At 37.7% G+C, this 23,869-nt stretch carries 17 protein-coding genes, 1 tRNA gene and 1 pseudogene; 14 read left to right on the forward strand and 5 right to left on the reverse strand.

Annotated features, from left to right (window positions below):
* The first annotated feature begins 1 nt into the window (after window position 1).
* The 13 genes and pseudogenes from LH29_RS06890 to LH29_RS06950 all read left to right on the forward strand — a co-directional run bounded on the left by LH29_RS06890 (window position 2) and on the right by LH29_RS06950 (window position 18,861).
* Window positions 2–1,414 carry a RagB/SusD family nutrient uptake outer membrane protein gene (locus LH29_RS06890; protein ID WP_045027099.1) on the forward strand — a complete coding sequence of 471 codons (1,413 nt, stop codon included), beginning with the start codon at window positions 2–4 and terminating at the stop codon, window positions 1,412–1,414.
* A gap of 97 nt (window positions 1,415–1,511) precedes the next feature.
* A complete protein-coding gene (locus LH29_RS06895) occupies window positions 1,512–2,687 on the forward strand; it encodes a TlpA disulfide reductase family protein (protein WP_045027102.1) in 1,176 nt (391 codons plus the stop codon).
* A gap of 282 nt (window positions 2,688–2,969) precedes the next feature.
* A complete protein-coding gene (locus LH29_RS06900) occupies window positions 2,970–4,262 on the forward strand; it encodes an L-cysteine desulfidase family protein (RefSeq protein WP_045027105.1) in 1,293 nt (430 codons plus the stop codon).
* A 694-nt stretch (window positions 4,263–4,956) separates the two neighbouring features.
* Window positions 4,957–5,532, forward strand: coding sequence for an RNA polymerase sigma-70 factor (locus LH29_RS06905; RefSeq protein ID WP_045027107.1), 576 nt, complete (start codon window positions 4,957–4,959; stop codon window positions 5,530–5,532).
* A gap of 151 nt (window positions 5,533–5,683) precedes the next feature.
* Window positions 5,684–6,667: a FecR family protein gene (locus LH29_RS06910; RefSeq protein WP_045027110.1), complete on the forward strand. Its 984-nt coding sequence runs from the start codon at window positions 5,684–5,686 to the stop codon at window positions 6,665–6,667.
* A gap of 107 nt (window positions 6,668–6,774) precedes the next feature.
* On the forward strand, window positions 6,775–10,146 hold the full coding sequence (locus LH29_RS06915; RefSeq protein WP_045027112.1) for a TonB-dependent receptor: 3,372 nt from the start codon (window positions 6,775–6,777) through the stop codon (window positions 10,144–10,146).
* Window positions 10,147–10,157: 11 nt separating this feature from the next.
* Window positions 10,158–11,648 (forward strand): RagB/SusD family nutrient uptake outer membrane protein, encoded by a 1,491-nt coding sequence (locus LH29_RS06920; RefSeq protein WP_045027114.1) that lies wholly within the window; start codon window positions 10,158–10,160, stop codon window positions 11,646–11,648.
* A 222-nt stretch (window positions 11,649–11,870) separates the two neighbouring features.
* Complete coding sequence (locus LH29_RS23695; RefSeq protein ID WP_052670649.1) at window positions 11,871–13,691, forward strand: family 43 glycosylhydrolase; 1,821 nt, start codon at window positions 11,871–11,873, stop codon at window positions 13,689–13,691.
* 125 nt (window positions 13,692–13,816) lie between these two features.
* Entirely contained in the window at window positions 13,817–15,190 is a 1,374-nt protein-coding gene (locus LH29_RS06930) for a carbohydrate binding domain-containing protein (RefSeq protein ID WP_045027116.1), read from the forward strand.
* Between the two features lie 87 nt (window positions 15,191–15,277).
* Complete coding sequence (locus LH29_RS06935; protein WP_052670650.1) at window positions 15,278–16,729, forward strand: sulfatase family protein; 1,452 nt, start codon at window positions 15,278–15,280, stop codon at window positions 16,727–16,729.
* Window positions 16,730–16,857: 128 nt separating this feature from the next.
* Window positions 16,858–17,094, forward strand: a pseudogene (locus LH29_RS25200) (transposase); the annotation flags it as partial.
* Between the two features lie 520 nt (window positions 17,095–17,614).
* On the forward strand, window positions 17,615–17,959 hold the full coding sequence (locus tag LH29_RS06945; RefSeq protein ID WP_045027119.1) for a MobC family plasmid mobilization relaxosome protein: 345 nt from the start codon (window positions 17,615–17,617) through the stop codon (window positions 17,957–17,959).
* Window positions 17,956–18,861 carry a relaxase/mobilization nuclease domain-containing protein gene (locus tag LH29_RS06950; RefSeq protein ID WP_045027121.1) on the forward strand — a complete coding sequence of 302 codons (906 nt, stop codon included), beginning with the start codon at window positions 17,956–17,958 and terminating at the stop codon, window positions 18,859–18,861. The genes LH29_RS06945 and LH29_RS06950 overlap by 4 nt, the downstream gene beginning before the upstream one ends.
* Before the next feature lie 327 nt (window positions 18,862–19,188).
* Here LH29_RS06950 and LH29_RS06955 read toward each other — a convergent pair whose 3' ends face one another.
* From LH29_RS06955 to LH29_RS23700, 3 genes are all read right to left on the reverse strand, one after another.
* The gene (locus LH29_RS06955) at window positions 19,189–20,469 is read right to left on the reverse strand and encodes a site-specific integrase (RefSeq protein ID WP_045027124.1); all 1,281 of its coding nucleotides are present in this window, start codon (window positions 20,467–20,469) and stop codon (window positions 19,189–19,191) included.
* A gap of 293 nt (window positions 20,470–20,762) precedes the next feature.
* Window positions 20,763–20,837: transfer RNA gene (locus LH29_RS06960), tRNA-Pro, on the reverse strand.
* Entirely contained in the window at window positions 20,814–21,083 is a 270-nt protein-coding gene (locus tag LH29_RS23700; protein ID WP_052670742.1) for a GIY-YIG nuclease family protein, read from the reverse strand. The genes LH29_RS06960 and LH29_RS23700 overlap by 24 nt, the downstream gene beginning before the upstream one ends.
* A gap of 325 nt (window positions 21,084–21,408) precedes the next feature.
* Between LH29_RS23700 and trxB the strand changes: the two genes are divergently transcribed.
* On the forward strand, window positions 21,409–22,413 hold the full coding sequence (gene trxB / locus LH29_RS06965; RefSeq protein ID WP_198152359.1) for a thioredoxin-disulfide reductase: 1,005 nt from the start codon (window positions 21,409–21,411) through the stop codon (window positions 22,411–22,413).
* A gap of 79 nt (window positions 22,414–22,492) precedes the next feature.
* Here trxB and trhA read toward each other — a convergent pair whose 3' ends face one another.
* On the reverse strand, window positions 22,493–23,146 hold the full coding sequence (trhA, locus tag LH29_RS06970; protein ID WP_045027130.1) for a PAQR family membrane homeostasis protein TrhA: 654 nt from the start codon (window positions 23,144–23,146) through the stop codon (window positions 22,493–22,495).
* 160 nt (window positions 23,147–23,306) lie between these two features.
* Complete coding sequence (locus tag LH29_RS06975) at window positions 23,307–23,813, reverse strand: VOC family protein (RefSeq protein WP_045027132.1); 507 nt, start codon at window positions 23,811–23,813, stop codon at window positions 23,307–23,309.
* Window positions 23,814–23,869: the final 56 nt, after the last annotated feature.

Below are 23,869 nucleotides of genomic sequence, written 5' to 3' on the forward strand. Positions count from 1 at the left end.
CATGATAAAAATATTTCAAAAAATAACATTGCTGAGCGCCTTGCTCTTAACTTTAGGATTCACCGCTTGCGACGAATACCTGGGAGTTATACCAAAAGGAGAAAAAATTCCGGAAACTTTAGCCGATTTTGAGGCTATGATTCGCTATGAATACGGGAACCACCGGGTTGATGTAAATCAAGCTCTAATTCTGTTGAATGACCAATGGGTATCCCCTTCATCGTTGTCGTACTACCCTTTATACGAAGCGAACTATTTTTGGGACGAATCGGCCGATCGGGTTGCATTAAACAACTCAGATGAAACAACTTATTACGCCAGTTATTCGGCTATTAATGCATTTAATCTAATCATTTCAAATGCATTAACTTCAACAGAAGCGAGCGAAAGCGAACAAAAAGAGGTTTGGGCCCAGGCAAAAGTTCTGCGTGCAATGACTTATTTCAACCTGGTAAATTATTATGCTGATACGTACGAGGCAGCAACGGCGTCTGAAAAACTGTCTGTTCCGCTGATTACAAGCGCCGATGTTAATGCCGCCTATACACAGGTAACAATTCAGGAAATGTATGATTTTATTTTGACGGATATGGAGGAAGCGCTTCCGTATCTGCCCGAAGTAGCCGCTACTGTTTTGCACCCCAATCTTGGAACAGCTTACGCATTTTATGCGCGGGTGTATTTGCAAATGAATAATTACGATAAGGCGTTGGAATTTGCCAATAAAGCGCTTGATGAAAGCGATGTACTTTTCGATTGGACAACTTACTATGAGGCAAATAAAGATCTGATTACAAATCCTGACTCATACATTCGTACTGCATCGCCAATGGGATTCGACTATATCGAAAACTATTCTTATCGTCATGGAAGCACGTATTATTCTTCCTCAGAAAAATCGCTGACAACAGAGCGTGCTGCTTCGTTTGAAGAGGGTGATGCACGTTTCCTGTCACGCTGGAAATTACGCACTGTAGGAGCAGATACTTACTATTACGGAACTTTACAGGGCTACTTTAACTATGGCGGAATAACCACCGTTGAGGTTTATCTGATTAAAGCCGAATGCCTTGCCCGAAGCGGTGATGTTAACGGGGCGATGGAGGTACTTAATGCAGTGAGAAAAACACGTATTTTGCCGGAAGAATATTCAGATCTTACAGCAGCAAATACGGCCGGGGCAATGGCAAAAATTATACAAACAAAAAGGAATGAATTAATTCTTACTCTCACTCCCTTTTGTGATATACGCCGGTTGAACCAGGAAGGTACTTATTCCATAACACTATCGAAAGTGGTTGATGGAGAAACCTTGACCTTGTCACCCGAATCTCACATGTGGACAATGCCTTTCCCGCAGGGAGCCATTGACAATCCCGGAAATGGAAGTATGGTTCAAAATGTAGAAAAATAAAAGAAGTATTAATTAAACAGCGCAAGAAGTTGCCCAACAGGTAAGTTCAATATTTACCTGTTGGGAGCTTGTTTGAATTGCTCAAGAAAAAGAAGAGATGAAAAATTTAATGGTCAAAGTAGCTTATATTTTATTAATCGCGTTGTTTGTTTCGTGCCAGCAGTCGGATACCGGTTACAAACTCAATGGCGAGTTAACAGGTGCCGAAGATGGTACAAAAATAGCCCTGGTTCCCTATGCCATGTATGATATTAAGCCGGAAGCGGAAACCATTATTGAAAGTGGCGAATTTAGTTTTATTGGCGAAGTTCCTGAGCCTCGTGAATACTACCTGGTGTTGGGCAATAAAGAAGATTATTACCGGATAATGATTGAGAATGCATCAATTAAAGTAAAAGGTAAGGTAGTGAAACGCCCAGGACGAGATGGAGTTTCAGAAACTTCCGGTTTTAGTGAAATAGAAGTAACGGGATCAAAAAGTAACGACTATTTATACAGTCAGCTTGCTGTAAGAGATGAGCTGGATAAGACATATCAGGCATTACACAAGGATTTTGCCGATGTTCAGGCACTTTTGGCTAAAGCCAGTGCATCCAGGAACCAGGCGATGATAGATTCTGTGATGTCCCTTCCGCGATACATCGAATTCAGAGAAGCAGACAAGAATTTTATTGCTACGGTTGAACAACGTTTCAACTACGTGTTTGATGCCAATAAAGAAACCTATTGGGGGCCTTTAATGATGTTAAACCTCTATGCATATCTAACACCCGATGCCCGTCCCGCTTTTGAAAACATGTCAATAGAAGCACGGGAAAGCTACTATGGCAAAATGGTTGCCGAAGATCTGTATCCGGCCAACCGCGCTGGGGAAACAGTTCCTGAGTTTACAACGGTCGATGCTGACGGGAATAAAGTTAGTTTGAATGACCTTATTAAAGACAAAAAGGTAATCCTGATCGACTTTTGGGCATCATGGTGTGCGCCTTGCCGCAAGGAACTTCCGAACGTAAAAGCCAACTATGAAAAATATGCGGCAAAGGGTTTTGAAGTAATTGGCTTGTCGATTGACACTAACCCGAAAGCATGGGAAAAAGCAGTAACTGATGAAAATTTAGAGTGGCCAAACTTTAATGATCTGGATATTTCTGCACTGTATAAAGTGAAATCCGTTCCAACCACTTACCTTATTGATAACAAGGGGCAGCTGATTGCGGAGGATGTCCGTGGAGAAGAGCTGGGCAAAAAGTTAGAAGAACTTCTTGGAAACTAAATTCAATTCAAAAAACAACTATCAATCCGGCTAACGGCATTATTTCTATATTTATTTGAGCCTGCCGGTTGAGGGCTATGTCCGTTCTCTGTTAGGGAATTGTCCCTAAATGCCTGATGTGTTACAAAAACTTTTGAAATGATAACAGAACAGGTGATTTGTCATGCAAATTCACCTGTGTATGTTAGCGTAATATCATGATACGTGTAATATCAACGTGCGTTTTATTCAATCAGAGAGATAAAAGCGGCAGCACTGAAATAAAGTAAAAACATTCAACAGATGCTACAGACAAAATATTCAGAATTATTAGACTTATTACATAAAGAGGTAGTTCCGGCAATTGGTTGCACAGAGCCAATTGCGGTTGCACTGGCCGTATCAAAAGCGAAAGAGCATATTGATGAAAAAGTTATCAGGTGCGAGGTTTATTTAAGTTCCAATATCATTAAAAATTCGATGGGAGTTGGCATTCCCGGTACCGGAATGATTGGCTTGCCTATTGCAATTGCATTGGGTATTGTTGTTGGGAAATCGGAATACGGACTTGAAGTATTAAAAGACCTGAACCCAGTAAAACTGGAAGAAGCCAAACAATTTGTTGACAGCAAACAAATCTTTGTCCATCTGAAAGAGGATGCCCCCGACAAATTGTATATTGAAGCTTGTTGTTTTGGTGAAAACACAAAATCCAAAGCGATAATTTGTGGCACGCACACTAACATTGCCTATGTTAAAGCCAATGATACTGTTCTTCTCGATGAATTGTTCGATAATAACGAGCAACAAACAGATGTGAATCAGGTGGAGCTGAATTTCAATAAAATATATGATTTTGCAACAACAACGCCTTTGGAAGATTTGGAGTTTATCCAGCAGGCGGCAGTATTAAACAAATTGGCCGCAGATGAATCTTCAAGCGGACTTTTCGGTCATTCTGTTGCACGGGTTATTCAAAGCAAATCGTACATAAATATCATGGGCGACAGTGTTTATAATAAGCTGGTTGCGGTAACCGCCGCTGCCTGCGACGTTCGTATGGCGGGAGCTATGGTTCCGGTAATGAGTAATTCCGGAAGTGGAAACCAGGGGATTACAGCTACATTACCAGTTGTGGTGTTTGCCGAGGAAATGAATAAAACGAGATATCAGTTAATCCGCGCCCTGACTTTAAGCCACTTAATGGTTATTTATATTAAGCGGGGATTGGGCCGTTTGTCGGGGCTTTGTGGGGTAACAGTGGCCGGAATTGGGGCAGCTTGTGGTATTACTTATTTAATGGGAGGAACCCGGGAGCAAGTTGCTTTTTCAATTAAAAACATGATTGGTAATATTGCCGGTGTTATTTGCGATGGCGCCAAACCAAGTTGTGCGCTTAAAGTTTCGAATGCCGCATCGTCAGCAACTTTTTCGGCTATGATGGCGATGGATAATAAAGTAGTAAGTTCATTGGAAGGAATTGCCGACGAAGATGTTGATAAAACGATAAATAACCTGAATGCCATTGGCTCTGAAGGTATGACAGAAACCGATAAAATGGTACTCAAAATCATGCTAAATAAAAAATCGGTGTAACTACAATGGTTTTTTATGGTGTATTTTATACTACTTGCTTATTTGAGCGATGACAGGATTTATTTGACAATGAATCCTAAAAAGGGAGGGATGCTCAACCTAAAACCTTTCTTTCACTTCGTTCGAAGCGTTTTCTTTTTGGGATTTCACTTCAATTGATATCGAGTTTTATTCCAAAAAGAAAACCTTACCGCAAAAGCGGAAAGGTTTCATGTTGTCGGGATGACAGGATTTGAACCTAGTCCCATTAATGCCTTTATATCAGTGATTTACTGAAGTCTGATTTTTACGGGTCACCGTTTAGTTCACATTTAAAGAACTTTACTTATTTGAGCTCAAAATAGGAAATTTTGAAAGGATAATCAACTTATTTTCAGTTTAGTCTCATATTAGCTATAGGTAATTATTTCAAGAGCTTTAAAGATTATGAAAGTAGGATCGAGACAATTATTAATGAATTTTGTTTAACCATCCTTACTTATATTCATCAATTTATCCAAGTTTGATTATACTTGTAGCTCCTTAATTCCTGTGAGAGCAACAATCTACCTTAGAATCTTATCGAAACGTGGTTGTTTCTTAAATAGAAACAGGTCCTTTAATGGAGCTCGATTGGAGAATAATGTATCTTTTAAAATAATCATTTCTTATTCATAAATAAAATATATTTTTGTTGTACTAACTTAATTTTAACTTGACGGACCTTAACGAGATAGAGCTATTACAAAAGCTTGCAAGAGGCGACTCATTGGCTTTTGCTCAATTGGTAAACGTTTATCACCATCGTTTGCTACATTTTTCAATGCATTATTTAAACAATCGCGAGCAGGCCAGAGATGTAGTACAGGATGTTTTTTCTGTGGTTTGGGAAGACCATGAAAAATTTTCAGAAGTCAAAAATCTATCTTCTTGGTTATTCACATTGACAAAGAATCAGTGTTTGAAGAAGATTGAATATCTGAAAGTACGTCAGAAGCATGCCAATACATTGCAATACCGTCAATTAGAAGTTATAAAGGATTCTTTAGCTCAATTAGATACATCTCCAATTATTTTTGAGGAGATAAACAAAATAATCAAGCAGATCCTTGAAAAACTTCCTTCACAATCGCGCCAAATTTTTGAGATGAGCCGTTTTGAAAACAAAAAGAACCGCGAAATTGCTGAAGAACTGAATATCTCCATTAAAACTGTTGAAGCTGCAGTAACCAAATCACTAAAACTCTTACGTCCTGCATTAAAACATTATCTACCAATCGTGTTTTTTTAGATTTTGGCTACAGCATGCTTGATTCTCGAAACCGTTGTTTAACTCCCTGGTTGAAAATATTTCGGTCTTCATAATCCCATATCCAATTTTTTTTTCAAAATAATCATAGGGTATTTATACTCTCACCGTACTTATTAATAAAAGCACTGAAATGAATAAGGAAAAACTACATAAATTCGCTTTAAATCAACTTGTAAATCAAACCGAAATTGAAGAGATTGTAAGTTGGATTGAGGCTTCAGCAGAAAACAAAGAAGAATTTGAAACTTTAAAAAACCTATGGGCTATAGCTGGTTTTGCTAATTACGATTCGTACGTTTCTGTAAAACAAGGCAAAGTCGTTTCCCTCAACCGTAAGCGAAGCATTCTCTTGAGTTTAACAAAATATGCAGCAATTTTTGTATTAGCATTTTTAGTAGGTAGCATATCCGTTTATTTAATTGGGAAACAAGAAGTACCAGAGTATGCTCTGAATGAGATAATAGTACCGGAAGGTGAAAGTGCCGAAGTGTATCTATCTGATAATACGCATGTGTGGTTGAACTCGGGGACAAAATTGACTTATCCAGCTCAATTCGATGGAGAAACACGTGATGTACAACTTAGTGGAGAAGCGTATTTTGATGTAACACACAATTCTGAAAATCCTTTTCATGTTAAAACCACGAACCTAACTGTAAAGGTTCTGGGAACAAGTTTTAATATGGAAGCCTATGAGGAGGCAAGAGATGTAAACATAACCTTGGTTGAAGGAAAAATTAATTTACAAAACAATGCTGGTGAAGTACTTACTGAGCTTGCTCCGGGCGAAAATGCAGAGTTCAACCTAACTCAAAAGAAAATAAACATTAGCAAAGTTGACACCGAATTTTACACCTCATGGAAAGATGGTTATCTGGTGTTTAAGGATGAGACATTAGAAGAAATTGCAGAAAAGTTTGAACGTTGGTATAATGTTAATGTAGTTTTCGACGATGAGAAAATCAAACAGTTGAGATATACAGGAACAATACTTAAAAGTAAACCAATCGACCAGGTATTGGAAATTCTAAAATACACAACTGGCATCGAATATTCAATTGAAATCATTAATAATAAACCAAGTATAATTCACTTAAAAAACAAGCCTATGTAAATGTAAACAAGAAGACCAGGAAATATTGGTAGTATTTCCCGGTCCGTATTTATTTACAATTAGTCTTCCGCAAGAAGATGAGTATTAATCGTAAACATTTCAAATTTATGAAAAAAATTTATTGTCGAAACCGCAATTGGTTTCAAAAAGTATTTAGGATTATGAAAATAACTTTATTTCTATGCCTATTTAGTGTTATTCAGGTTCTTGCACTTCCTTCGGTGGGGCAAGCAAAGTTCAATTTGAAAATGGAAAACACAAGTATTGAAGATGTTCTTCGAAACCTTGAAGAGAACTCGAGCTACCATTTCTTTTATAAAAGCGAGGATTTAGCCGGGAAACAAAAAATCAACATTGATGTTGAGCGGAAAAATGTATTTGAAGTATTAGACGAAATACTTCCTGATTTGCAACTAAGCTATGAAGCTTTTGATAAATATATTGCCATTAAGGCAACGGAAACGAGCAAGGGATCATATCAGTCAGGAGCAGATCAAAAATTGGTTACAGGAAAAGTAACCAACGAACAGAGAGAACCACTTCCCGGTGTAACTGTAATTATAAAAGGAACCAATAATGGAACCGTTACCAATGTGGACGGAAATTTTAGTTTGTCGGATGTTACAAGCGATGATGTTTTGATATTCTCGTTTGTAGGGATGACAACTCTGGAAGTCTTGGTTGGAGAGCAAACCTCTATCAACATAGAATTGGCTGCAGATGCTATTGGTATTGAAGAAGTGGTGGCAGTAGGTTATGGAATTCAAAAGAAAGAGAACCTTACCGGTGCGGTAGCTTCTGTAAACATGGAAGAATTATCAAACAGACCCACCTCAAACATGGTAAACTCATTGCAAGGTGTTGCTCCTGGCGTGTTTATCTCTTCACCGGGAGGCCAACCCGGAGCTGATCAGGGAAATATTTTGGTCCGCGGTATCGGTTCATTTCAAAATTCCTCACCACTCATCATAATGGACGGTGTATCAATTACTCTACAGGATATGGCCTCTTTGAATCCAAATGACATCAAAAATATAAGTGTTTTAAAAGATGCTGCATCCGCCGCAATTTACGGTTCCAGAGCTGCAAATGGTGTCATACTAATAACTTCAAAAGAAGGTAAAAATCAAAAATCAGGGATTCGGCTGGATTCTTATTATGGATTCCAAAGTGCTACCGTATTGCCTGAATTAGTAAATGCTGAGCAATATGCGCGTTTAGCAAATGAAGCAAGAATCAATGGTGGACAGGCTCCATATTTTTCTGAGGAACAAATCTCACTGATGATGAATGATGATCCATATGATGGATTTGATAACGTTGACTGGATAGATCAAACTTTCAGAACCGCACCACTGACAAGCCATACCTTGACTTTTAATAAAGGGGATGAAAAGCTCAGCACGACACTCTCGTTGGGGTATTTGAAGCAAGATGGTATAATGATAAAAACCGGCACGGAAAGGATTAATTTCAGGGGGCGTGTTGATTATGATATCACAAATTTTTTGAGAATTGGCATGAACCTGAATGGATACCGCACGAATAATAATCAATTTCTGGGCTCTGTTGGAGGTACCGATGGATCTATAATGCGCAGATTAGTTAGGACTCCACCTTCAGCCCCGGTTTATTATCAAAGCGGGGGTTACTTTTCTGAATTTGATAATGTTCCTGGATATAATACAATCCAAAACCCTCTGCGCATTGCTGATGGCGGAACAGACGACGAGCTTTCAAGACGTATAATTTCCAGTGTTTATGCTTCAATTCAACTGGCACATGGATTAACCCTGAAAACTCAGCTTTCCTATAATTACCTGAACAGGGATCAGGAAATTTGGAACAAACGTCAGATTATATATGATGACAATGGTGATTTAGTTGTTGACACTGGGAAAAATGCATTAAGAAATACTGCATTTAATCGGGAAGAATATCAGAATGAAACTTTTTTAACCTACGAAAAATTGTTTGCCGATAAACATGACTTTAAATTTTTGGCAGGTTATAGTTTTTATAAACTTAATACAAACCAGTATTCAGCTTATGGCGAAGATCTTCCAAACAACACAATAAAAGTTTTAAATGCCACTTCTGCAAATTTTAGTGTTTCTGGGAGTAAGTGGAGTAATGCGCTTGAGTCTTGGTTTGGAAGAGTAAACTATATTTTCAATGAAAAGTATCTATTTGAGGGTAATGTGAGGTACGATGGCTCTTCTCGATTTAATGAAGAGAATCGATGGGGCGTATTCCCTTCAGTTTCGGCAGGATGGATTGTCTCAAAAGAAAATTTTCTTTCAGGGCTTAGTTGGTTAGACCAATTAAAACTTAGGGGAAGCTGGGGATTGCTTGGGAACCAGAATATTAATGACAGCTATCCATATATACAAACTTACGACGTTGGACAGAACTACTTGTTTGGGAGTGTTCCAAGCCTAACCGGTGGAGTTGCTGTTACAAATATTGCAAACAATGCAGCAACATGGGAGAGTGCTGAGACTTTTAATATAGGCTTGGATGCAACTCTTTTTAAACGGTTGAATGTAAATTTTGATTATTTTGACAAAATCACAAATGATGTTCTGATTCAGTTACCAATTCCAGGCACACTGGGAAATGTTTCTGCACCTTATGTGAATGATGCAACTATCCAAAACAAAGGCTGGGAAGCAGTAATTTCTTACCGAAATAGTTTTAATAAGTTAACTTACAATATCAGCTTTAATATTTCAAATGTTAAAAATGAGATTATTGATTTAAAAGGGCAAGAGTTTTATCTGGATAACCGTATCCACAGAGAAGGTGAGCCTTTCGGATCATGGTTCGGTTTGAAAGCCATTGGGATATTTAAAGCCGAAGAAGAGCTTCAGAATGCTGCATTTCAACATAATCAAACAACACTTGGAGACATACATTATGCCGACCTTTCTGGTCCAAACGGTGAGCCGGATGGAATAATTGACAGTTACGATCGCACAATAATTGGGAATAGTTTCCCTGAATATGTATATGGTTTTAATTTGGGATTAAACTTCAAAGGATTTGATGCTAACGCATTTTTTCAGGGTGTTAAAAATGTAGATATTTATTCCAGTGAGACGGCTGAAAATACAGGTTCTAATAATGCTTATTATACTTGGACAACCAGGTGGCTCGATCGTTGGACACCGGAAAATCCGGATTCGCAATTACCGCGGCTAAGAACTGTTTGGGAACAAAATGAATTGGTTTCAAGTTTTTGGCTTGAAGATGCATCCTATCTGAGGTTAAAAAATATTGAGATTGGTTATACTCTGCCTAATGCTCTGACCAGTAAATTCAAAATTTCAAAATTAAGGCTTTATGCAGGAGGACAGAATTTGTTTACATGGACGAAATTGAAAAATTATGATCCCGAGAAGCGGACAAATGATGTTCGCAATGAGTCCTATCCGCAGACAAAAGTAGTTCAGTTTGGAATAAATTGTGAATTCTAAAATCAACAACAATGAAAAAATATATCATAATAATTACAGTCATTTTAATGACAGCATATGGTTGTAATGACCAGTTGGAACTTTATAATCCCAATGAGATATCAGAAAATACATTCTGGACATCTGAATCCGATGCTGAATTGGCATTGACAGGAGTTTATAATACTCTTCAGGCTGGTACTGTTTATGGAGCCAGATTTCGGGAATTTGATGGTTTTGGAGGTATTGGTTATTTCCAATGGCAGACAGATGGCCTTATTATCACAGAGGGAGGTGCTACCACCGAGAATGATTATTACAATATAATTTGGAAAGGATATTATAATGTGGTTAATAGAGCAAATCTGGTAATTGATAATGTCCAAGCTGATATTGATGGATTAAGTGATAACCGGGCAAATCAAATTGAGGCTGAAGCAAAATTTGTCAGAGCGTTGGCATACTTAACCCTAACAATGTTATACCGTGATGTTCCTTTGATAGCCCATGAACAAAAATTTAGTGAACGCTTTGTGGAAAAAGCAAGCCAAAGTGAAATCGTAAAAATTATATACGATGATGTGGATTTTGCTGTGAATAACTTGCCGGATAGTTGGAATGGAGATGATTCAGGCAGAGTAGATAAGTGGGGAGCTTTGGCGTTGAAAGCACGAGCTCACCTGTATTTTAAAGATTGGACAGTAGCTGGTAATGCTGCAAAAGAAATTATAGATGGTGGCAGATTTTCTTTATTTCCGGATTTTGGAAAACTCTTTTCGGTTGAAGCAGAGGGAAATGAAGAATCTATTTTTGCTATTCGTTTTGAATCAGGACTTGGAGAAGGAGAAGCATTCTCTGGGACATACAAAAGAGTAACTCGTGGTACTATGAGGCCCCTTCCTGAATATATAAACGCTTTTTATTGCACAGATGGCTTGCCTATTGATCAATCACCATTATATAATCCGTCATCAATGAATTTCAATAACAGAGATCCACGGCTCGATTTTTCCGTCCTTTACAAAACAGAAAAATGGGTAGATAATTTACCAATCAACAGTAATTCACCTACAGGATATGATATACAAAAGTATCAACGAAATGTTCTTGGGGAGTATAATGACGGGCCACAAGACTTTATGGTATTTAGATATGCAGATGTTTTATTAATGAGAGCGGAAGCATTAATTGAGCAAAATATTCTTACGCAAGAGGTATATGATCTGATTGATTTGGTTCGTCAGCGTCCGAGTGTGAATATGCCAAAAATTAAAAATATTGAAGGCACGGGTCTTTCTCAGAAGGAATTAAGAGAAATTCTTCACCATGAAAGAACTGTAGAGTTTGGCTTCGAGGGTTTAAACTTTTTTGATTTGAAAAGGTGGGATAAGCTGGAAGAAATCTATCGATCTGTCATCTTCCACAATAGAGTTTATATGGAGGGACGAACTGAAGTATGGCCTATTCCGCAACGCGAAATTGATAATAATCCAAATCTTGAGCAGCATTCTGAATGGAAGTAATCCCTGTTAAAGATTGACGAGTAGAAGATGTGATTGAGAGTATACTCAATTACATCTTTTACTCCTTTTACACCAATAACTTGCCTGCGTATATGTGAATGGATTTGCTTTGCAATAACCTGCAAAGGTTCTGATGTTTTGCCTAATTATGGTTAATATGAGGCATTTATTTGAAGAATTAATTTCTACCTCAAACATCATCTTTTAACATTAAATATAAATATGAAGACGATAATTTTTATTGCATTTATTTTTTGCACAAACTGCATTGTGAAAAATGCAAAAGGACAGATAGAAAATAGACTAATCTGGCCTGATAATAATGGAACCCATATTAATGCCCATGGTGGTTCTATAACTTTTCATAATGGAATTTATTATTGGTATGGAGAACATAAAATTGAAGATTTTAGTGAAATTAAATGCAGCTATCTGGATGAAGTTCCAAAGCAAGATTACATAGGTGGTTTATCAGAGGCAGGCATTCATTGTTATTCATCCAAGGACCTTAAAAACTGGAAAGATGAAGGAATCGTTTTATCAGTTAACTATAAGGATGAAACGGATCCTTTAGCATATGGAAGTATTGTAGAGCGCCCAAAGGTTTTGTACAATTCATTTACAAAACGATTTGTTATGCATTTTAAATTGAAATCAAAACAAACTGATGAAATATTTGCACGACATGGATCCCCGATGTACTATGGCGTAGCTACTAGTGATAATCCCAGAGGACCATTCAGTTATAGCCATAGATATCTCGCAGGTTTTTCAGATGAAGGGGCCGGTGATCATACTCTCTTTGTTGATAAAGGGAGAGCATATGTCTTTTTTGCAGCCAAACCTGGTCATATAATGTATTACAGCAAACTATCAGATGATTACTTAAACCCAATTGACGGATTTAAACGATGTGAAGGAATTGCCGAACGGTTTGAAGCTCCTGCCTTATTTAAGTACAATGAAAAATACTATATGTTTGGTTCAGGAACCAAGGGATGGGATCCAACACCTCCAAAATTTGCAACAAGTACTTCGATAGAAGGACCATGGACTGAACTGGATTATAGTAATGGCTTTTTAAAAGGAAGTGCTAAGAATCCAATGAGTGATATAGGTGCAGAAACCACTTTTGGTGGGCAGTGTACATATATATTAAAAGTACCAGGAACAGAAAAACAATTCATTGCTATGTACGATCTATGGGATCCCATTGAGCAATATAAATCTTCCTATTTCTGGCTACCCATAAACATTGACAAAACTGGAAAACCTGAAGTAAAATGGACAAATGAATTTGAATTAAGCTATAATCGAAAGGAACTCGATAATAATTCAAATAAAAAATGGGAATTGATTTGGGCAGATGAATTTAATGGGAACTCTGTAGACACAAGTAATTGGACTGTTCAGGATAGTTTTTGGAAAAAGCACCCAAAGTGTTTATATAAACCCGACCAGGTTGAGGTGAAAAACGGATCATTAATTATTACAGCGAAAAAGGTTGATGAACATTATGAAACAGGTAAGCTTGAATCAGTTAATAAGGTAGAAGTAGGAGTAAATACTAAAATAGAAGCCAGGATGAAAATGCCTTCCGGAGCAGGGCTCAAAACAGCATATTGGATGTTAGGTACTAATAAAGCAGAAGTAGGATGGCCAAAATGTGGAGAACTTGATATTATTGAGCAACTTGGAAAAGATCCATACAGATCGCATCACAATATTCATTTCTTTAATGATGACAAGAGTAAATATGGGCACAATGGATGCCATTTTACAAATTATAGAACGATGGTTGATGTTTTCCGGGATGTTAGCATCATTAGAACAAACGATCAAATTATATATTTCATAGACGGGGTTAAAATAAATGAAAAAAATATATCAGATGTAAATTCTGAAATGAATGGCGAAATGTACTTTATAATTCAGTTGGATGTTGGTAATGAAAAGCTTTGGACCGGATCAGTTGACCCGAATATGAACTGGCCTAAAAAACTTGAGTTCGACTATTTACGAGTTTATAAAGAGAAGAAGTAGTTGTTTTGTTGAATTGAAGGTAATCAACTGATTGTTAGGCTTCATTGCTATGTATTTAAAAATCTGGAATACTAAAAATAATGTATATAGAAGTCATATATAATAAATTTATACCATAGGATAATATGAAAAGTCTACTTAAAGTTTATATCATTTTATTACATATAGTTTTCAATTTTGCTTGTTCGAAATCGGATTTCGAAGTTTCAGCTAAAGGTCTTGATGATCAAACCGCTAATGACTCAACACACATGGCTGATAACTGGGAATTGGCTTGGTCAGATGAATTTGAAGGGAGTACCTTAAATGCAGAGTATTGGATAGTGGAAGATGGATTCTGGCAAAAGCATGTCGATAATCTTTACAAACCTGAACGTGTTACTGTTAAAAATGGCAGTTTATTCATTGCCGCTGATAAGGTAGGTGATAAATATGAGAGTGGGAAAATTCTGGGTAAGGACTTGATTTCAATCAGTGACAGTTGCAAAATAGTTGCCAAAATTTGTTTCCCAACTGGGAATGGGCTCAAATCTGCTTTTTGGATGTTGGGAACCAATAAAGATGAAGTGGGATGGCCCAAATGCGGAGAGATTGACATTATTGAGCAACTGGGGTCTGAAAGCAACCGTTCTCATCACACTGTACATTTTTGGGATGAATCAAATTCTATAAAAGATCAGATAGGGAAGGTATACCTCAATTCAGTCTCAATGCATCAAGTGTGGCATGAAATTACCGTTGAACGAGAAAATTCAATGATAAAGTATTATATCAATGGCCGACTAATTGAAACTAAAAATATAAGCTCTGGCATGACTGAACTCCAAAATTCAATGTATTTGATTCTTCAATTGGACGTAGGGAGAGAAGTTCTTTGGACTGGTGGAACAGACGATTCTACGCCCTGGCCAAGTCAACTTGAAGTTGATTATATAAGAGTTTATAAAAAGGGCGGAGGTGTTGTGGGAATGGGTGCAAACTACGATTATGGCCCCACCTCAGAAGGAGTTGATGAAGGTGATCCGGATAATCTTCTAGTCGATGGCAATTTTGAAAATACACCTTCTAATTGGAAGGAAGATGGGAAGGATTGGGAAACGCTTGAATACTGCGCACCCCGGGTTCACTTAAATGATGGACAGCGATATGACCCTGCTGGCATATACTCTGGTAACCGAAGTATGGCATTTACTGGCCATGATATAGTCCTGAGACATAAAGTAGTTGTTACTCCTGGTAAATCATATCAATATTCGTATTGGGCTAGAAAGGAAATTGAAGAATCAAATATTGCTTTTACAATTAAAAAAGCCAAAGAAGGAGGAGCCCTTGAGAATGTAATTAACCCAATTAAGATGGAGATCACTGATACAAATACATGGGTCAAATTTATTGGCACTTATGAACCTAGTGAAGGTGTTTCCGAGATCATCCTGAATTTTTACAAGACAGGAAATCAGGTGGGTTATATAGATGAAGTTGTTTTCAAAGAATTGTAATAAATAAGAACGTAAAGTAGAAATTATCAGGTATTATGAGCAGTTGTCATTGTGCATCTGCAGTAGTCCTCATAAAAATTAAACAAGATGAATAAACTAATAAAAGTTTTTGCTGGATCACTTTTATCAGCAAGTATTTGTTCCTGCAACATAAATACCGAAAATAATGTAAATGCAGGTGGTATCGAAAAGCCAAATGTAATCGTAATTTTTGCCGATGATATGGGGTATGGTGATATGAGCAGTTATGGTCATCCCACTATAATAACACCACATTTAGACCGTCTGGCACACGAAGGGCAAAAGTGGACAAACTTTTATGCATCAAATAGTGTATGTACTCCGAGCCGAACAGGTTTGTTAACCGGAAGGTTACCAATACGTAGCGGAATGTGTAGCGATAACAGACGAGTATTGTTTCAAGATTCCAAAGGCGGATTGCCTCAAACAGAAATCACGATTGCTAAATTGCTAAAACAAAAAAACTACAAAACGGCGTGTATCGGCAAATGGCATTTAGGTCATCTTGAAGGCTTTCAACCATTGGATCATGGATTTGATTCTTACTTTGGAATACCATATAGTAACGACATGGATCGCCCGGAAGGAGTCAATGCGCGTGAAGTATGTAATAATCCGGATATTAAATACTTTAATGTTCCGTTAATGCGAAACAGAGACATTATTGAACGGCCGGCAGATCAAAATACAATCACTAAAAGATATACAGAGGAAACTATAGATTTTATAAGAAAAAATAAACAGTCACCCTTTTTCATTTATCTTGCTCATTCCATGCCACATGTGCCACTATTCGCATCAGAAGATTTTGATGGTACAAGTTCCCGTGGTTTATATGGTGATGTTATTCAGGAAATTGATTGGAGTGTTGGGCGCATAATTGAAACCTTAAAAGAAGAGGGACTAGATAAGACCACTTTGGTAGTATTTACATCAGACAATGGTCCGTGGTTAGTATTCAACGAAAACGGGGGGTCTGCAGGACTGCTTCGAGATGGGAAGGGTACATCGTATGAAGGAGGTATGCGTGAACCAGCAGTCTTTTGGTGGCCTGGTAAAGTTAAACCAGGTGTAATTCAACAAATAGGATCAACATTGGATTTATTCCCGACCATTAATAAAATTGCCGGTATTGAAATTCCAAATGATCGAATTTATGACGGTTATGATATAAGCGATGTTCTTTTCAATCATAGATATTCAGAGCGTAAAAATATCTTTTACTATCATGGAGAAAAAGTTTTTGCTATTAGACATGAAAATTGGAAAATACATTATAAAACACTGGAGAATATTTATACGTCAGAAGCTAAGTTCGTAGAACATGATCCCCCTATGTTGTTTAATCTTGCAACTGATCCTTCTGAAAAATACAATGTTGCATCGGAAAATCCGGACATCATAAAGTCATTTAACAAAATTCTTGCGACACACTTGAAAACAATCAAACCGGTAGAAAACCAGCTTGAAAAGAGAGATGATATAGAGAAAGAGGGTGTAGAGAAGAGTAGTTTATAATAGTTTTTCACTCTTAACAGCACTATCTCATAAACTGTGTAAATAGGAATACCGGGAGTTGCACTCCCGGTATTTTTTTGCTTAATTTTGAACTTTACACAGTAATCAAAAAAGAAGATTTATTAAATGATGATTTTCTGAAACAGACCCAGAAGCGAGGCATCGAAAAGATGCTCGAAGGCGCACTTGATGTTCATTTGGGCTATGACAAAGATTAAAAGTATGATAACCCTAATGCCCGTAATGTCTATTCATAAAAGAAAGTCCGCACTTCCTTGGGAGAATCTAACATTCAGGTTCCACGAGATCGTGATGCTTCGTTTAATCCCATGATTGTTCCTAAACGCGGGAACATGGTTGATGGCCATACAAAATTGGGGCATCATCCTTAATCAGTTCTTAGTCATATTTGAGAAAAGGATTTAACTTTAGATAGCTAGCTTCATACCGTCAAGATATCTTCTATTATCACGTATAAGAAGTGTTTGCGATAAGACATGGAGATTGGAAAATACAGAAAACAACACCGCTAAATTTATCACTAAAGAGCATAAGGGAAACTTTAATTAACATATGGAGCGATAGTTCCGGAGATATAAAACAGAATAGAAAGTTTATATACATACACTTTGTCAAAAGTATAAGATCATAAAACTAATAATTACTTTTTATCTTAAAACTCATAATTTTTCTGTTTGTGCAAATTTCGTTTGAATTAATTTTATTTGACTGATATTGAGCTTATTTGCTGTTTTCTTTCTCTGTTCTGTTACCTAACTTTATTTCCATAAAAAGACCCTTTCGAGGTAGGATAGCAAGTTTATGTTTTGGTAAGACCAAAACCCATGTTTAGCATCCCGTTGGTCTAAAAAATGGTAATAAAATATGGTGCAATTTAACAAAGGTGGACGTCCACGAAAATTGGATGGTGAGAAGATGAAATATAAGGTAACGGTAAAAATGTCGACCGTAGAATATTACTGCCTAATTGGCAAATCGAAAGAAGCCGGAATTTCACAAAGTGAGTTAATCAGGCGTTCAATTATGAATGCAACAGTTGTTCAACGCCTGACACCCGAACTGAATGCTGAGATTAGAAAACTTTCAGGAATGGCCAATAACCTCAACCAGATCGCACGAAAAGCCAATGCCCTTGGTTACGATCATATTCGGAGCGAATACCTGTTTCTAGCACGTAAGATTGACCGAATCATAAATAAGATGTTATGATTGCCAAGATTACGACAGGTGGTGATTTTGCCGGGGCAGTAAATTATATTCTTGATCCAAAAAAAGCGGCTGAATTGTTAATGGGAGAGGGCGTACGTTTGAAAAATACCAATTCGATTACAAAAAGCTTTGTTGCTCAAACAGAACTCAATTCGCGGGTAAGCAAACCGGTAGGTCATATTTCCCTGGATTTCTCGGTTCAGGATAAAGCAAAGTTGAATAATGAGTTTCTTCTAAAAATTGCAGATGATTATCTAAACAAAATGGGAATCATAAATACCCAGGTTATAATAGCCCGGCATTACGATAAGGAGCATCCCCATATTCACATTGTATATAACAGGGTCAACAACCAGGGGAAAACGATATCCAATAAAAACGATCGTTACCGTAGTGAAAAGATCTGTAAAGAGCTTACACGAAAGAATGACTTGTATTTTGCCAAGGGAAAAGAAAATGTGAAGGTTCACCGGCTGAAAGAACCTGACAAAACAAAATATGAGATTTATAATTGTCTAAAAGAACTGATTTCCCAATGCAAAGATATGGATGAACTGGAAGCTAAACTGAAAAAAGTAGGGATAACAGTAAACTACAAATGCAGGGGGAATACGAATGTTGTTCAGGGGATTTCGTTTACTAAAAATGATTTAAAATTTAACGGTTCCAAAATTGATCGGCAATTCAGCTATTCAAAAATCAAGTACAGGCTGGATGAGAATAAGAGGCAGGAATACTTTGCTGTTATTGATAATCCATCACGGGATAAAGCTTTCTTTCAGTTAATAAAAGAGGGATTACTTCAGGCAGAGAAGGATGAAAAAAGACAACGTAAAAGAGAACCCAATCAACGATTTAAGCCTATTAAGAAAAAGAACAGGGGGAGGGGGCACCGAATGTAGATCATAAGGTTTTCCCAAATCTTCAACAAATTGATTTCAATTCAGGCAAACGTCAAAAGCTTACGGCATAAACGCAGCCAGCAAATTGACAAGAGTTTTGAAATGGTTTGTGTTCTTTGCTGCCAATACTCCTTCCTCATACTTCGAAAGGAGACTTGGCATCAAAGTATTGGAAAAACACTTGCCAATTTACTGTCCTCCGGCGCAATCTTTCAGTCCATTTATTCCGCCTTCTTTTGCCTAATGCCAGAATTGGAAAGAGCTGGTGTTTACGATTTGGGATTAAGGACAGTTATGGGAAATTGAAACGGATGTTTAAATGAATAATTAAGATAGCTTCTGTACCTTTCCTTTTTCTAATTCAGTTGAACTTTCTTTTTTGCTTTTGTTTCCAAGCTTTTCCTGAAGTGCTTCCATGTCTGTAGCGATCTTCTTTTCAACCACCTTGGCATAAATCTGGGTTGTTTTTAGGTTGGTATGCCCAAGCATTTTACTAACCGATTCAATGGGAACACCATTGGTAAGCGTTACCGTGGTTGCAAAAGTATGACGGGCAATATGAAACGTCAGATTTTTATCAATCTCACACAAATCAGCAATTTCTTTCAGGTAACTGTTTAGTTTCTGGTTGGAGATATTAGGGAAAACAGTGCCTTTGTTTTCTGAACGTGGATGATCCTTGTATTGGTCAATAATTAATTGGGCTTGTTTTAAAATTGGAATACGGACCGGAGTGGAAGTCTTTTCTCTTTGTGTTATGATCCATGACATACCATTAATTCCTTTTCTGATATTATTGGGAGCCAGGTTTGCCACATCGATATAAGATAATCCGGTGTAACAGGCAAACACAAAAAGGTCACGAACATAGCTAAGCCGTTCCATTTTGAATTTTTTCTTTTCAATGGCAGCTAATTCTGTTTCGGTTAAGAAATCGCGTTCTACTTTCTTAAAATGTAGTTTGTAAGCTGCAAAAGGATCTTTATCCAGCCATTCCATGCGAACGGCCATGGATACCATTTTTCGAAGTCGTTCGAGGTGTTTCATAACCGCATTATTACCCATTGGCCGTTGATGATCGGTTGGTTTGTGTTTGCGGAGATAAAACTCAAAATCAGTGATAAATCGGTAGTTTAGTTCGGTTAAGAAAATATCCTCCCTGTTCATCTTTTTTTGCAGGAACAATTCAATATATTTTGCAGTAGTATGGTAGTTTTTGAGCGTTCCCCATTTTAGGTTCAAATCCATGCTGACGTTGTGATATTCGATCAGTTCCTTAAGCGTTTTCCCGGTTTCTTCAATACCATAAAATTTGTCTCTGATAGCATCAGGCGTTATTACAGCCTTCTCTACAACAAGTTCCTGGTAGTAACTGGTTAATTGGGAGCGGATCTGCTCAAGATAGGAGTTAAGCCGTGCAATTTCGGGAGACTTTCCTTTTGCCAAACCTTGCCCTTTGTTCCAGTTGGTAGCAGGTATTCGCTTTTTTACAGAGATTTCACAGCGGTTGGAGTCAACCGTAATACGTGCGTAAATTGGAGCTGTACCATGCATGGTTTTAGCTCTTTTTAGCACAAAATGAATTCCGAAAGTACTTTTTGTTTTCATGTCAAATCATTTAATTTGGTTCAGGTTCCCAAAAAGGTCACCTTTTACTGCTGTTTTTTTGCTCCAAAGTGAACCAAACCGCACCATTTTGAATGAGAAAAAACCTATGTAACTGTCATATTGATAGCTTGTTATGAGCTGCGCGGTGACCTCTAAGGTATGAAAAATTAGAGGTCACCGGATCGGACCCATTTACAATGGTTTTTTATGGTGTTTTTTGACCTTATAAAAAAAAGAAAGCCTGTAAATCATTTGATTTACAGGCTTTTAGTGTTTTTTAGATTTTGAATCTGTCGGGATGACAGGATTTGAACCTGCGACCCCTGGTCCCCCAGACCAGTACGCTAACCGGACTGCGCCACATCCCGATGATTATTTATATAATTGAGTATTGCTTCTCTTTTCTTCCAGCCTTTTAACTGTTTTTCAAGTTTCATTGCTTCCGAACGAGAGTTGCAAATCTCTGAGTATATCAGTTTCCAAGGTCTTTTTGCAGAGGTAGAACGATTATAACCCATATTGTGTTTTTTCAACCGTGCTTCCAAATTTGCTGTTTGACCAATGTAAAAACTACTGTCAATTTCCGATTTCAATATGTAAACAAAGAACTTCATTTTTTTTAGTCTTTCAGACCAGTACGCTAATCCCGATTTTCTAAAATCCTTGATTTTATAGAAAATCGAGGATCCACGAACTTCGTTCGGGACCGGACTGCGCCACATCTCCCGATGCCTAAGCATCGAGGATTCTCGGTGAAACCGGAACCGAATCAGGATTGCAAAAGTAAGTTTAGAAATTATTATTACAAAACTTTTTCTTTCTTTAATCTACTATTTTATTGAACACATAGAATTCAGCTATCATTACTTCATTATTATCGATTGAATTTATGACAATCAATGAGGTATGTTTTGTATTTTTGTGCAACTAAAAATTTAAATGATGTTTAAACCACTTGATATTAACGATAACAACGAGAATAAAAACGTTGAACCAACTGACGTTGAAAAGGTAAAATGTTTGATTATAGGATCGGGCCCTGCAGGTTACACTGCTGCAATTTATGCTGCACGCGCTAACCTGAGTCCGGTAATGTACGAAGGATTACAACCGGGAGGTCAGTTAACAACAACCACCGAAGTTGAGAACTATCCGGGTTATCCGGAAGGTGTTACCGGCCCGGTAATGATGGAAGATCTGAAAAAACAAGCCGAACGTTTTGGTACCGATGTACGTTGGGGAATGGCAACGAAAGTTGATTTCTCGGGCGATATTCATAAAGTGTGGATCGACGGTTCGAAATTGATCGAAGCTGAAACGGTGATTATTGCTACCGGAGCAACAGCAAAATACCTTGGACTGGAAGACGAAAAGAAATATGCTGGAGGTGGAGTTTCTGCCTGTGCAACCTGCGACGGATTTTTCTACAGAGGGAAAGATGTGGCCGTTGTTGGTGGTGGCGATACTGCTGCTGAGGAAGCTATGTACCTGGCCGGTCTGTGTAACAAAGTATACCTGATTGTACGTCGTGATGTGCTTCGTGCATCAAGAGTGATGGCCGAGCGCGTGAAAAAAACACCAAACGTAGAAATACTTTGGAAACACCAAACAAAAGGATTGGTTGGCGACAATGGTGTGGTTGAAGGTGCAAAATTGGTTAAAAACCTTGGAGAAGAAGGGGAAGAGGAAGTTAACATTAAAATTGACGGATTCTTTTTGGCCATCGGTCACAAGCCAAACTCAGATATTTTTGCCGACTATCTTGATACCGACGAAGTAGGTTATATTTTAACTCAGCCCGGAACATCAAAAACAAAAGTTCCCGGAGTATTTGCCTGCGGCGATGTACAAGACTCGCAATACCGCCAGGCGGTTACTGCTGCCGGATCGGGTTGTATGGCTGCAATTGATGCAGAGCGATACCTGTCGGAAAAACATTCGTAAAAAGAAAGACACTTCGTAATAACTAAAAAAGCAGGATGAGAAATCATCCTGCTTTTTTGTATCTCTAATCTGTTAATTCCTAATTTAAACTGTAAAGTACCGAGAAGAAATGCATAATACTTCCGGCCAAAACAAAAAGGTGCCAAATACCATGGCCGTATTTTAAGCCTCGCCAGGAGTAAAAAATAACACCGATTGAATAACAGGCTCCACCAACAAACAAAAAGGCAATGCTTGACGCAGGCAGATTTCTGACAATTGGCCCAATGGCCAATAAAAACATCCAGCCCATGGCCAGGTATATGCCAACCATTAATTTCCGGAAACGGGTTAAATAAATCGATCGGATTACCATTCCTGTAATCGCCAATCCCCATATTATTCCAAAAAGAGTCCAGCCCAAAGCACCACGAATGGTGGTGAGCACAAAAGGCGTGTAGGTGCCTGCAATTAATAAAAATATGGCGGCATGATCGAACCGAACAAACAGGTTCTTCAATTTTTCGCGGGTGAAACTGTGGTAAAGTGTCGATGATAAATAGAGCAACACTAAACTGCTTCCGAAAATACTAAAACTTACCACATGCCAAACATTGCCTTTTATAGCTGCAAATACAACCAAAAGTACAAGCGCAGCAATGCTTAGCAAAGTCCCTATTCCATGTGTGATACTATTAAATATCTCCTCCCCAAGTGATAAGGTACGGTATCCGGCTTCAACTTTTTTTCTCATAAACGTTGCTTTTCGAATAAAACTTAATTCTGTTCGAAATTACTCAAAAAAATTATTGTTTGAATACAATATGTCAATTCCAAATAAATAATAATAATAACGTTTTGTTTGCCAGATGGTTATTGGTGTCGTTTTTCTGGTATTTAGAATTGCAAAGAAACTATTTTGGCCCAATCAACTCAATAAAAGTTCCATCGGGATCCTGAACCAGCAGGAAAAAACGGTTTTCACCGAGTTCTGATGGTTTACCGCTCAGTACTTTAATACCCTGTTTTTCAATCCGGTCTAAAACAGGCTGCAGATGTTTCACCATAATGGTAATGTACTGCATTCCGGTATCGTCGCTCATAAATTTCTGTTTCGGGTGTTTGGCTTTTGTACCCAAACTCATCAGCTTCCATTCGCTGGCTTCTTCGCTGTCTTCCAGTTTAAGAATAGTTACATCCAGCTGATAACTGTCGGTTAAACCCAGCTCAGTACATTGTTCTTTCGAAACCGAAAATTCGCCGGTTTTTACCATGCCAATAACATTGGTGTAAAAATCGATTGATTTCTCGAGGTCTTCAACAACAACACCAACACCAATTGCCGATTTGCTAAAATTGTTTTGGGCCATTGCGAAAAATGTAAAGAGAACCAGGGCGAGAGAGAAAAGACTTTTTTTCATCGTTTTAGATTTAATTGATTTTTAGTATCCGTAAATTTAATAGAATTAAAGGAAAG

Origin of the sequence: Draconibacterium sediminis (assembly GCF_000949475.1) — a bacterium.
GTDB classification, from domain to species: Bacteria; Bacteroidota; Bacteroidia; order Bacteroidales; family Prolixibacteraceae; genus Draconibacterium; species Draconibacterium sediminis.